The organism is bacterium (assembly GCA_013360195.1).
GTDB lineage: Bacteria > Electryoneota > RPQS01 > RPQS01 > RPQS01 > JABWCQ01.
Window position 1 is genome coordinate 1 of the sequence record JABWCQ010000009.1, and the last position, 12531, is coordinate 12531.

Consider the following 12531-nt stretch of genomic DNA (forward strand, 5'->3'; position numbering starts at 1 on the left):
TACTCGCTTCCGTTTGCGCCGAGACTTGCGCGGCAAGAATCCCCGTCAACATCAAGACCCAAAATGTGTTCTTCATGCTCTTGCTCCTCAAATTGTTACTTCCGGCGTCGTGCGCGAAGGGTAACAACAATATAATATATGCCCCCTCGTCCGTTTGTCAAGACCTATGTTACAAAGTCACAAAGATAGCTTTGCACAGCATTTAACTTCTTTATAAACAATTTTGTGCGCTGCTCTTGGTACGAAAATATTTTCGCAGTGACAGTCGGTGAAACTGGGAAGTTCTACATCAATCCGATGATTTTCACGGTCTCGTAGGCCCATACCCCCATGAACAATCCGATAGCGAGCAGGAGCATGAGCCTGCGCCATTGAGGAGCCTTGTCCCACGGCTGATTCTCATAGTAGGCGGCGGCGCCAAGAATGACTGCGGGCATAAGCGGGAAGTGATAACGCGGCAGACCGTAACTGATAAATGCGGCAAGCGCGGCAAATGAGAGTTGGAGAATAAAGAATCCTCTGGCAGGGAACTTTTGCACGAGATAGAATCCGCACAGGCCGAGGAGGACGAGAATCGCAAACGGTATGGCCATCAAGATTAGCGCACCGAGCGGCTGCTCGCGCAGAGTCTCCGCCAATGATTCGGAGCCGCGTACGGGAGCGAAGTGCGCGAGCATCGCCATGTCTGTTGACCAAAGGTAAGCAAACTTAGTTGCCCACATGCCAAAGGTGTCGCGCCAGTGTCCCTGCACGAACTCCTTGGCGGCGTGTGCGGCGGCAACGTCGCGCTGAGCTTCGGTGCGTGCTTCCCGGGGAATGATTCCTTCAACTCGTTCGTCAAAGAGATAACCGCCGTTCATGTAGGGATTGTTGCCAATCAGGAGATTGATTCCGCCGTTAGTGTTCAGCGAGAATCGTTCCATCACTATTTGGTTGCGAATCATCCACGGCAGCATGACGACAAGCGCACCGATTAAAACGAATGAGACGGCTTTGGCTCGAACGGCGAAAGACGTTTCATATCGAACCAGAAAGACATAGATGAAGACAGTTGCGAGCAGAATTGCACCGGCGGCGCGAGTCAAACACAACAATCCCAGGACTATGCCAAGAATCAACGCATCGCGCACAGCATAACCATTGTCATCAAGCCTGTCGTGCAACCAGATTGCCAAAACCCAGAAAAACACAAACAACGTTTCTGTCAACAGCAGCGAGCTGAAGACCGCTGCCGCCGGGTAAAGCATCCAAACCGTTAATACACCATACGCTGTGGTTTCCGTGAATCGTTTGGCAGCAACAAGATAGAGAAAGACTCCCGTAATCAAACTCAGCAACAACTGAAGGTAAAATATCGGCTTGAAATCACCTCCGCTGACCGTCATTACTCCCGCGACGGTGTACGGCAACAACATGTCTCGATAAGCGGTTGGTTCTCCATCAAATGAAAACCCGTTACCCAACCAGATATTCTGCCCGATTTCGAGATACTCGGGTTCGTCGGGTGCGCGCAGGAGCGCACCTTCGGGGCGCAATTCCAGTACGAACAACCGAAAGCCCGCACCGATAATCAGCAGTGATAGAATGATAGAGAGTCGTTTCATCGCGTGCTCCGAGTGAAACTAAATGAGAAAACGGAGAGGCCATCCTCTCCGTTCATTCTCGACAACCGAATTTGATTGATTACGCCGGAACTTGCGCCGCTTCTTCCATGGTGGCGCGCAGATTCACAAGGCAATCGGGCGAGGCATACTGTCCGCCGGAGCAGTTGGTCACATGCTTCACGAAGGCGGCAAGGCGTTCCAGAGTGTTTTCTTCGAGGTGATGCTCCATGACTGAGGCTTCGCGTTCGGCAGCCTCGGCATTCACACCCAACACTTCAATGAGGAACTTGCGTGTCAAATCAAACCGATCACAAATCTGTCGTCCAATTCGTTCCCCGTCAGGCGTCAATTGGATCTTCCCGTAATTTTCCTGCATGGCTAACCCCAGATCACGTAGACAGTTCACAGCGTGGCGTGCAGTGGGGAGTCTGACGCCTTCTGTGCGAGCAAGATCCGTTAACCTGACACCATCCGTTCCGCGTGACAATTGGTAAAGTGTGCGCAAATAATTTTCGCGCGTCGGCGTCAATCCCTCGATATTGTTTTTCGAGAACTTGCCGTTGCTGTGTCCATGACCATTACCATTAAGTTGCGGTTTGCCATTCCCCAGGCCGTTGTGTTGCATTTGCTTTAGTGCGCTCAGATGTTAGTTAAACGTGTGGGTCAAAGTATAAGCATTTTTTCGCGGTGAGGCAAGTAAAGTTTTGACCCACTTCAAATAGTTCTTCCCCACAATACTCGACTTACGTATGTGTCGAGGAGCAAATCGTGCATACCTCGCCTCTCCAGCGGTTTCATAAGTTGAGAGTTGTCAAATGAATCATTTGTTTCGGATGAAAAGGTCTTTTTTGAGCGTTGCGCAATGCTTGCAAGGAGGCAATAAAGTGCACACGGTCGAGAGGATGAATGCCTCGCATGACGGTGAAAAATGAGCGTTTTCCGTGACGAACACACCATTGGCGGGTCTATTCAACTGAATTCGCTAAAATGTTGACTTTTCGGAGATTGAGCTCAGGCATGAAATAGCCCGTCGCACAAGGGCAACGGGCTATTTCGGACTATCGTTCCACGTGCGTCAGCGACATCGCGCTCCCGCGCTTTGCACAAATTCTTCAATCGTGCCGAAGCGGTCAATGGCATTCTCAAGCGCTCTGTAGCCCTTGATTCGGCCGACTTTCCATTGTTTCAGGCCTTCCATGTCAAGCAGAGGCTTAAGTTCAGGATCGTCGTAGCGCATGTCCTGAAGCAACTCGCAGAATTTTCCAACCTCTTTGGTCGGGGCACCATCGAGAACCGTGAAATTACAGTGATCAAACTGCGGAGTTCGGACGAGGACACGCGTGTCTCCCTTGCCAAATGTGCCATCCTCTTCGAATAGCCGGTAGTTGGCCTCGAGGACACACGCCGCGTCCGCCATGCCGCTTTCCAATGCACGGGCTGCGTCACGCTCGCCGCCGATGTGGTCTCCATGCAATCCTACCAAAACGTCAAATTGCAGAACGGCAAAGTCTATCTCCGGTTCCAAACCTGATTCTGCCAGTACATTCAAAGGTATCAGCGTGGCTTGCGGAGAGTCTTTTGCACCGACTGCAATTCGATGGCCGCGTAAATCGGTGACAGTGTGTATCTCGGCGTCCTTCTTGACAACAATCACGGATGTCAAATCACAGTCCGTATCGCGCATCATTACCGCGACAGCATGGCGGCCGGTTGCCTTGGCAATCTGTTCAGTCTGAATCCACGCCAACGGGGAGTTCCACGCGATATGAATCAGACCGTCAAAGTGCGCCTGCACCTGCCGTTCATAGTTGCTGAACAATACGTAGTCGAAGTCCAGGCCATTGCGGATAAAATATTCTTTGAAGCCGTTCCAAATCGTCACGACTTTCGGGTCATAGGCCACCGCGCCCATCAACAAAGTGCTCAATTCTCTCTCCTTAGAATAGCGGCAGACCTGTGACGGCCTTGCCGATAAAGTCATACAGGACATCCGTGGTCGGCGCCATGACACCTGCCGCGCGGGTGTCGCGAAAATAGCGTTCCACTCCAACGTCCTTGCGAAACGCAATGCCGCCGCAGACACGCATGGCGATATCGAGCACTTCCGTCGCGGTTTCTCCGGCTGCCGCTTTGCATTCAAGCACTCGCAGCATCGTGTCCGGACGATTGGACTCAATTGCGTTCAGCGTGTCGTCAAGCAAAGCGGCGGCCATGTCCGCCTTGATTTGCATGCGGGCAACGTAACTGCGAATGGTCGGCAACTCGGCCAGCGCAATTCCTGAATACTCATATTTCGTTCCGGCATGTTTCGAAACACGCGCAATGGCTCCTTCCATCAGACCTATCGAGCAGCTTGCATTCAGCACATTGAACAAGGGCAGCACAACGCCCATCATGATGTCGAAGCCTTTGCCATCTTCACCGAGCATGGCGCTATGCGGAACATGCACGCCTTCGGCAATGGCCGGCGAGGAGTCGTTGCCGCGCAGACCGAGACCGTTGAATGGGCCCTGCACTTTGAGTCCGTTTGCGTTGGCGGGTACAAGCCAAATCGTGCTTAACCCCTCTGCAGCAAGCGGCCTCGAAGACCACACATAGGCAGTGGCTTTCGAGGCCGAGGTTATCCAACTCTTCTTGGCATTTAAGACGACGCCGCTGGAATTGGGCTCCGCCGTGCTGACGGGCGCCCAGAAATGGCTGCGCGAGCCGGCTTCGCTAAAGGCGAGCGTCGAGAGATGTTTTCCCGATGCAGCTGCCCTGCGAGTTTCTGTGTCGCCGTGCGCTTCGAGAACGGCGGCTCCGCAGAAGTGCATGCACACCACCATGCCGGTTGAGCCGCATTCCCGCGAAACACGGCGTACGATTGTGCTTGCCCCCCGCGGCCCCAACGCGAGGCCACCGACTTCTTTTGCGCTCACCGCACCGAGCAATCCCGCGTCGGCCAATGCGTTGACTGCCTCATGCGGGAACTTGCCATAGCTGTCCACTTCCGCCGCATGTGCGGCAACCACCTCGCTCGCAATTCGTTCGAGCGCTTCCTTCCAATTCGTACTCAAACTTGCCTCCTTGTTGTGCGCAACGCTCCAGCGCACGAACAAGTAAGCCTGCTCCTACACCGGTGCGCTGTGCGGTTGTGGTCCGGCTCCGCCGAACCTGTTACCGGTTCACCGATGATAGGTCATTCTATTCACCTTCGTATTCCGCGATTTGTGTTACACTTCCCACGGAGCTTTCAAAATATTGTTTCCGAACTTGTTGGTAGCGCGGGTCGGCAAAAAACTCTATGGAATGTTGCTTCGATGGAAACACAATCATGAACACGCGATTGATTTCCACATCGCAGCATTTTTTCAGCACTTCACTAACTTTGAAATCATAGTCGAATCTCCCGCCGTACTCCTCCAAAAGCGGCATCATGTGCTTGCGATAAGTCGTATAGCCTTCCGAATCAGTTATCTGCATCGCCATGATGCGCCGGAACTCCACGCGCTATCCCTTCACTAACATAAACGACATACCGTCGTAGCCTTTTGAACCGACGGTCTGAATTGCGGTTACTGAGAGCCGCGGCTCGTTCTTGACATAGTCGTTCATCCGCCGCACTCCCTGTGTCATCGGAGAGTTGCTGTCATGATTGATGACGTCACCATCGCGAATCACATTGTCCACGATAATCAGCGTGCCCGGATGCGACATTTCCAGCGCGTGTTTCACATAATGCGCGTTGTTTTCCTTGTCTGCATCAATGAAGATGAAATCAAAGACATGGCCTTCGCTTTTTAGTACCGGAAGAGTTTCCAGCGCCGCACCCAGACGCAATTCAATTTTGTCTGCCAACCCGGACTGCGTGAAGGCCTTGGTGGCGACGTTTGCGTGGACCTCGTCGATTTCCAATGTAATCAGCTTGCCGTCGTGCGGAAGCGCGCGCGCAAGCAGAATCGCACTGTAACCGCCGAGCGTGCCGATTTCCAGCACTTTTTTGGCCTTCATGGCGCTGGCGATAATTTGCAGCAGCTTGCCTTCGAGCGACGAGATTTGAATTGCGGGCAGACCGCGAGTCTCCTGCTCTCTTATCACCCAGTCAAGCACAGGGTCGTGCTCGATGAAGAGATTATTGAGATAGGTATCAACTGAATCCCACAGATGCTGCATACTATTCCTTCACCCGCCCTAAGCGAAATTGATTGCGCTGAATCTCCAGACCTGCATTCTCATACAACACCTTCTTTGTCAGCACGACCGAGTCCTGTGACAGCAATCCGGGTGTGGACATGAACAGCACGTGCGTGAGCTGAGCATTCTTGTTGTCATCCTGTCCCGGCCCTTGAAAGACAATCGTCATTCCATTGGCAGTTGACTTTTTGTCATACAGCATCCACGCTCTGCCGTCCATCATCACACGCTTGCCGCCATGTGAAGGCCCGAGTAATCCGGTGTCTTCAATCTCCTCGCCATTCGGCTCGACAAAGGTCGTTCTGGTGACGAATCCGCTGTCTGAGTCCGTCACGTCCATTCGCACTTCAAGCTGTACTCGTGATGAATCATCAGCGTAATCCAAATAGGTCAACGTTCCCGACCATTTGCCAATCAAGGGTGAAAAGTCCGATTGTGAGACGGTTTTGAACTCCGTTTGGGCAAGGGCGAGGGTGGTGTATATAAGCGTAAGAGTTACAGCAAACGATTTAAAGAATCGCATGACATTATTCAAGATGAATTTGCATTAGACCAATAAACAAACGGGATCGGCAACTTCTTGACCTGAGTCTTCCAGACAAAGTTCAATCACTTCTCATATATTTTCGCGAAGCTTGTCAAGTGTGGTAGCTTGTGTATGTGCGCCTGACGTACCAATCACAGAGCCAACGAACATTTTGCTTTCGGCGTCGTACTCGACTATGGCAGAGAAGATCTTGTTTTGACCGTTTGTTGCCATAGTGAGAACATCCTTTTGGGCTATTTGGAGGCGCCGATAGGTGTATAAGAGATTTTCGTATTCTTTTTTGGGTAATTGCGCGGTAACTTCTTTGCCCGATAAGAGGGGAATTCCAGTTCTCCAACAGCCAGCTTCACTTCAATATGTGTCAGCGTGTCTGGCTTGATTTGAATCGGTATCGAGAGGCCGTGATAACCAATCGAAGAAATGCGGAGCGAGTCAGCTCCGGGGGTTAGACTGTCGAAGCGACAGGTACCTTCGCTATCCCACATAGTAGTTCTTCCAATCGCATTTCCAACTAATTCAATATTAGCACCGGGTACAGGTGTGTTCTCCTTTTTATCCAGAACTTGCACTTCGACGGCGCCTAACTGCGCAAGGACTATCGCCGACGGTGCGAATATGAAGAGAAGTCTCATCGTAAATCACCTAATTCCACGGTTTCAACTACTTCGGTGATGCGATGCCGTGCGCCTTCTATTAACTTACCTTCCACTTTGCGCCAAACATCGCCAAGCGCCGCGAGCAGGGCCTCCGCTTCATGTTTTTCGGCGAATTCCAATTCAATGACTACGAAATTGGGGACTGATGCATCGCGCAGAATTCTGTATCTGCGGACACCCATTTTCTTGCGTCCGACAGGGTCGCTGTCAAAAACTCGTTTCCATCCTTCGAAACTGTGAACTGGGTGTTCGATTTGCAGGATGAACATTTTGCTCCAACTATAGTGAGTTCGTACTGTGCCCAGTCTAAACCAACATCCTTCTCACGTCTTCAAATCTTTTTTTCGCGCGGCCGGGAAGAGAACGTTATTCAGAATCAAGCGATAGCCGGGAGAATTCTTGTGTAATGCCAGTTGAGTGGGCGGGTCGCCGACCTGATGGCGGTAGTCTTCGGGGTCATGGCCGCCATAGAAAGTCCAGAACCCTTCGCCGAATTTGCCGTGAATATATTTGATTTCGTCCGTGCCTTCGCGCTGAGCCAAGATGGTTACGCTTGGCTTGAGATATTCCTTGTGAAATGCCGTGGTTTGACCCAGAAAACCCTTCACGACATTCGTGTGGCACTGCGTGAGCATCGTCGGAATTGGATCAAACTTCGCCGAGAAATCAAATAACGTGAAATAATCTCCCTCGCCGCCCTGCGCGAGCATGCCCGAAGTCGGACTCACATCAATTGACGAGAATTCATACACCATCGGATCGGTGATGAGATTATAATTCTGAAACGCGAGCGCGTTGCCGTATTCCATCTTACTGGCAAAATTCGGGTCAATGCCGTCGCCATCGAACACGTTGGCACAGATGTCGGTCGACTGCGCAGCCAGAGCGATATCGTAGCTGTCCGTCGCGCTGCACATCGCGAACAAAAATCCGCCGCGGCCCATGTAGGCCTTCAGCGTACGCGCAACGGCGAGTTTCATTTCCGATACTTTGGTGAAGCCGAGTGCCTTGGCCGAGGCCTCCTCCTGTTGCACCTGCCGCTGATACCAATCGGCGTTGCGGTACATCGAGTAGAATTTGCCATATTGCCCCGTGAAATCTTCATGATGCAAGTGAACCCACTCGTATTTCGAGAGCTTGCCTTCGAGGACATCCGCGTCATAAATAATCTCGTAGGGAATCTCGGCATAGGTAAGCGCGAGGTTCACCGCGTCGTCCCACGGGCCTTCGCGCACTTCATCCGGAGCGTAAATGGCGACTTTGGTGGCCTTTTCCAGCAGCACGACTTCCATGTTATTGTTCTCGATTTCGAGATAGATGTCGCCCGCGCTGCCGGCATCCTCCGCCCGGACACCGCGCAGTCTGCATTCATTGGCGATTTCATCATACGTGTCCAGCATGAAACTGCCGCCGCGATAATTCAAAAGCCACTCGACCTTGATTCCCTTCTCAAGCGCGTCATATGCGACACCATAGGCTTTCAAGTGGTCGGTCTGTGAAAGATCCATCGGAATCAGGAGTTTCTGCGCAAACGCGGGAAGTGCAATGAGAATGAGCGTGAGTAGGAATGAGAGTCTTTTCATCGAGAAGTCATGTGAAGGAGGCAAGCGCTGCGGATGCCGCCGCGGTAACTCTAAGAATTGTTGTCTGAAGTCTGCTGCCGTTCCTGACGCTTTTCGCGCGCATGAATCAGCTCGCGCGGGATGGTGAGCATCAAGACATGCAAAACGAGACCGGTGGTGACGGCTATGAAGAGCTGCCTGAACCCGATTTCCCACGTCATAACATAGTAGTAAAACGTGTAAAGCGAGAGCGGCAGAAGCACCATGATGCTTGTAAACGTGCCCGGCGAATAGCGGGCGGAGGAAATGGAGAGCGCGATATGAAACCACGCATTCACAAACAGAATGCCCATCGCGGGCATCGTGTACCACGTATGATCCAGCCCAAGAAAGCCAACCAGAGCGAACACCGGCCAGCCGACGAAGATATTCAGTATCAGCGCGAATTTCGGCGATATCGGAGAGGTTTCGCTCCCGCTTCTGAATACTTCCTTGTTGAACCACGGCAGAAATCCGCCGGGAAAGACATACTCCTCAAACTGATGGAGCATCAGCGCCGGCAGCGCAGCCCAAAACACCCATTGCGGATGGTGGTAAATCCATTCAAGTATTTCGGCCAGATAAGGTTCTTTCTATGCTAAAGGTGCTTTAGGATACCTTGTTGGCAAGCACTCGCGCTTTGCGGCGGGCCTGCTCAAGGTAGAGTGAACGGGGATATTCGACAAGATACTCCTGCAGCAATTTCAGGGCTAAGTCTTCCTGCTGCAGGTCCTCCAGCGTGATGACCGCAATCAGATACTTTGCGCGCGGGAGATCAACGGATTCGGAATGGCTTTCGACGAATGTATTCAAAGCTGCGATGGCCTCATTCGGCTTGCCTGCTTCGCGCAGAGATTCAGCTTCCTTCAACCGACTCCATTCCGCCAAGCGTCCGTATTTCAAACCGGAGGCCGCCTCACCGTATTTTTGCGCGGAGAGTTCGTAATTCTGCCGGAACTCCGCATAATCCGCGTCGGCAAATGCGCGCAATGCGCCATGGAAACCGCCGCCTGACAGCAGCGCTTGATACAGAATCGCATCGTTAAATGTTGTGTTCTGCGTGCTGCCCTTTAGTATTGAATCCAGTGCCGCTTCGGCAAGGGCAGTCGAGTCACGCCAAATATTTGCGCGGGCAATGCGCATAAGAACCTGTGCGGACTCATCGGTAATTTCACCGCGTTGAGTGAAAACCGAACGGCTCCATGCGTCAATCGCCGCACCGTATTCACCCATGTACGCGTGTGCATCGCCAATTCGCATGCCCGCCTTCTGTTTTAGCGGCGGTTTGGTGCGCTGGAAAATTCCCGTGTATTCCGCCAAAGCTTCCTGCGGCCTGTTCTCGTGCTCAAGTAATATTTCCGCAATCCGGAATCGAGCCTCTTCTATCTCCGGTGATTTCGAGCGTCCGGCAATGAACCGTTCATAAGCAATCTTTGCCTCGCTGAAGTTGCCTTTCGCCTCAAGACATTGCGCAAGCCCCAGTTCAGCCCGCTCGACAAACTGGTCCGCAGGCTTCCACGCCAAAACTTTCTCAAATCCGCGCTGCGCAAGTTCAATTTCGCCCTCGGCAATCAGCTGCTGCGCCGTGGACAATACGCTGACCCCTCCGGCATCAGATAGAGAATCCGCGGTAATCGTGGCTTCAAGCGCTTTCTCCAGATGCCCCGACTTCATCGTGTAGCCCGCGTACATTCTCCATATCGTCGGGTCCTTGCGGTCACGTTTGATAGCCTGGTCAAGCGTGTGCATCACCGTCTGTTCGACTGTCGAATCATCCGGGAAACGGCTCAAATAGCTCTGCGCTATCTGCCACGCGGTCGGCGACGTCTTGGTGTAAAGAAGCAGCTCCTCCGTCGCACCTGCGTAGTTCATCTGCGCTTGAAGGCTTGACGCGAGTTCCAGCGCCATATAGGTCGGCACTTTTTCATTTTTGCGGTACTCGCGAATCAGCTTCTCACTCTCCTCCCAGCGGCGGTTGCGGTGAAGCGCATTTATCAGCACGCGCAGCGCGTCCGGATTGTGAGGCTGTGTGGCAAGAGCTTCCCTCCACAAGTCCCAAGCCGCTTCTTCTTCATCGCGTGCAAGCTTCACCTCGCCCAAGGCAATCGTCAACTGAAACGGACTCGACGGATCCATCCATTGAGAGGCAAGTCCGCGCAGCCTGCCTTTTTCAATCTGCTCTGCCAGAAATGCCTCGGCTTCGTCAAACCTGCGCAATTGAATAAAACAGTTCGGAATCGCCGCAATCGCCTGCGCTTCCAACGGAGAAACCTTCAAGACCTCTTGCCAGGCGACCAGCGCACCTTCGTAGTTCCCGCGCTGCTCTTCGCGGCGCGCGCGATCCATATGCACCTGCTCTGCGGTTCGCTGGACATTGGGCTTGCGCGGCTGCGGAGACTGACCCGAACCACCCGGTTGGATGATTATCTGCTGTGCCTGAACCGAACCGAGCGCGAACAGCGACACCAGTACTATATATAGGAGAGAGGTCATTTGGTCAAGGTTAAGGGTATCACGCGTGATTGTCCGGATGATGTGAGTTTCAAAAAGTATCTGCCGCTTCCCACGTCACCGGCCGCCCAGCTCGTGCGATAGCTTCCTGCCTGATGAACCCCATCAGAGAGAGTTTCGACTTCACGGCCAAGTAAATCAAATATCGTCAACAGCGCGTTGCCCGGCACAGAAACCCGATATTCAATGGTCGAACTTGAATTGAAAGGATTCGGATAAGCTGTCAAGGCAAGCTGGTTCGGAAGTTCAGGTCTTTGGTCGTCCGCGTCGAGCAATTCACCTAACGGAAAAGCTGCAATCTGCGCACCGCCGCCGTATGAGCCGTCTGTCGTCACTTCGGTAAACGCATACACAAGCGAACCGCCAATCTCTTTCATAACAAGACCGTTCAACAGATGGTTGTCGGCAACGTCTTGAATATGCAAATTCGAGTTGAATGTGCCGTCTCCCTCAAGTCCCATAAACCAGAACTGCATGAACTCGTCACTACGAATGAAGGCCGAAAGCACAAACCGTTCGTCTTGTGTGCGCAGTATTCCCCAGCTTGTAACGTAGCTTTGCGGAGCAAGCGGACCGGGGTCCCACGGCGGAGTGTGGGTCACGGAGATTCCATCATATGTGGACAACCACACGCGAAAGTCAATGATCGGAGGAGTCGGAGACACGGAGCCCGCAACAAATGTCAGGATGCCGTTCTCATAGTGAAATGCGAAGCCGGATGGACTCTCACCTTGCTGCAGTTCGCTTTCGCGCAGCACGATGCTGTCGGCGAAGAAGCCTTGTGTGTCAAACAGATATAGCAGCGACCGCATCGTCCACCGTCCGCCGCTGAAGACACTGCTCTGCGACACCAAATGCGGCGCGCCGTTCACCTCGTATGAGAAGTACGTTTCGCCAAGGGCAAGCGTGTCGGAACCCGTCAACTCACCCGCTGCGCTGTAACGAAACACCTGCTGGCCAATGGAGAAATCGCGTGACGAAACAAAATATCCGTTCGCAAGTTTTAAGAACCTGGGAAAGAACGCGGGCATCAAAGCCGTTTCCTCCAGCAGCGTCCCCTCCGGGGAGTAGAACTGGAGCTTCGTCTCGGCAAGTCATTCGTGATAGATCATTTTCGCCCACGCGCCGCTGGACAGCGTTTGATACTCAACGCGCGGCGGACAGCTTACCAAGCCTGTGTCCTGAATGTCAAGTGTGTCGCGAGGACCTGTAAGTGTTCCGTTCAATTCGATATGCTGACCGTAGGCGCCAATCCAATCCACATTTGCACTCGCCCATGTGCAATAGAACCGGTTATCGTTCGTCAATTGAATCGTCGGAAAGAAGAACCGCTCGTCCGTTTCCGGATCCATGCGCACCGGATCAAACTGAAGCTGCGCGCCTGCACTCAGACTCAGCACGCAAACCAGAATTAACACTCCAAGTTGTTTGACCATCAT

Annotated in this window: 15 protein-coding genes; all 15 read right to left on the reverse strand. The window is 52.7% G+C overall.

The genetic code is table 11. The features are described 5' to 3' along the window. Positions 1-284 precede the first annotated feature (284 nt). The gene (locus tag HUU59_07780) at positions 285-1604 is read right to left on the reverse strand and encodes a glycosyltransferase family 39 protein (protein ID NUO19327.1); all 1320 of its coding nucleotides are present in this window, start codon (positions 1602-1604) and stop codon (positions 285-287) included. 79 nt (positions 1605-1683) lie between these two features. Beyond that, positions 1684-2229, reverse strand: a complete 546-nt coding sequence (locus tag HUU59_07785; GenBank protein ID NUO19328.1) for a metal-dependent transcriptional regulator — start codon at positions 2227-2229, stop codon at positions 1684-1686. A gap of 450 nt (positions 2230-2679) precedes the next feature. After that, on the reverse strand, positions 2680-3516 hold the full coding sequence (locus tag HUU59_07790; protein ID NUO19329.1) for a PhnD/SsuA/transferrin family substrate-binding protein: 837 nt from the start codon (positions 3514-3516) through the stop codon (positions 2680-2682). A gap of 25 nt (positions 3517-3541) precedes the next feature. Beyond that, positions 3542-4660 carry an acyl-CoA/acyl-ACP dehydrogenase gene (locus HUU59_07795; GenBank protein NUO19330.1) on the reverse strand — a complete coding sequence of 373 codons (1119 nt, stop codon included), beginning with the start codon at positions 4658-4660 and terminating at the stop codon, positions 3542-3544. A gap of 127 nt (positions 4661-4787) precedes the next feature. Next, a complete protein-coding gene (locus HUU59_07800; GenBank protein ID NUO19331.1) occupies positions 4788-5072 on the reverse strand; it encodes a DUF1330 domain-containing protein in 285 nt (94 codons plus the stop codon). A gap of 21 nt (positions 5073-5093) precedes the next feature. Then, the gene (locus HUU59_07805) at positions 5094-5756 is read right to left on the reverse strand and encodes an O-methyltransferase (protein NUO19332.1); all 663 of its coding nucleotides are present in this window, start codon (positions 5754-5756) and stop codon (positions 5094-5096) included. 1 nt (position 5757) lies between these two features. Continuing rightward, positions 5758-6300 carry a hypothetical protein gene (locus HUU59_07810; GenBank protein ID NUO19333.1) on the reverse strand — a complete coding sequence of 181 codons (543 nt, stop codon included), beginning with the start codon at positions 6298-6300 and terminating at the stop codon, positions 5758-5760. 93 nt (positions 6301-6393) lie between these two features. Then, on the reverse strand, positions 6394-6537 hold the full coding sequence (locus HUU59_07815) for a hypothetical protein (protein ID NUO19334.1): 144 nt from the start codon (positions 6535-6537) through the stop codon (positions 6394-6396). A gap of 20 nt (positions 6538-6557) precedes the next feature. Continuing rightward, positions 6558-6956, reverse strand: a complete 399-nt coding sequence (locus HUU59_07820) for a carboxypeptidase regulatory-like domain-containing protein (GenBank protein NUO19335.1) — start codon at positions 6954-6956, stop codon at positions 6558-6560. Further along, positions 6953-7249, reverse strand: coding sequence for a hypothetical protein (locus HUU59_07825; GenBank protein NUO19336.1), 297 nt, complete (start codon positions 7247-7249; stop codon positions 6953-6955). The genes HUU59_07820 and HUU59_07825 overlap by 4 nt, the downstream gene beginning before the upstream one ends. A gap of 54 nt (positions 7250-7303) precedes the next feature. Then, positions 7304-8563: an asparagine synthetase B gene (locus HUU59_07830; protein NUO19337.1), complete on the reverse strand. Its 1260-nt coding sequence runs from the start codon at positions 8561-8563 to the stop codon at positions 7304-7306. A gap of 50 nt (positions 8564-8613) precedes the next feature. After that, positions 8614-9120 (reverse strand): HXXEE domain-containing protein, encoded by a 507-nt coding sequence (locus HUU59_07835; protein NUO19338.1) that lies wholly within the window; start codon positions 9118-9120, stop codon positions 8614-8616. A gap of 70 nt (positions 9121-9190) precedes the next feature. Further along, on the reverse strand, positions 9191-11074 hold the full coding sequence (locus tag HUU59_07840; GenBank protein ID NUO19339.1) for a tetratricopeptide repeat protein: 1884 nt from the start codon (positions 11072-11074) through the stop codon (positions 9191-9193). Next, complete coding sequence (locus HUU59_07845) at positions 11071-12123, reverse strand: T9SS type A sorting domain-containing protein (GenBank protein NUO19340.1); 1053 nt, start codon at positions 12121-12123, stop codon at positions 11071-11073. The genes HUU59_07840 and HUU59_07845 overlap by 4 nt, the downstream gene beginning before the upstream one ends. 63 nt (positions 12124-12186) lie before the next feature. Continuing rightward, a complete protein-coding gene (locus tag HUU59_07850; GenBank protein ID NUO19341.1) occupies positions 12187-12531 on the reverse strand; it encodes a hypothetical protein in 345 nt (114 codons plus the stop codon).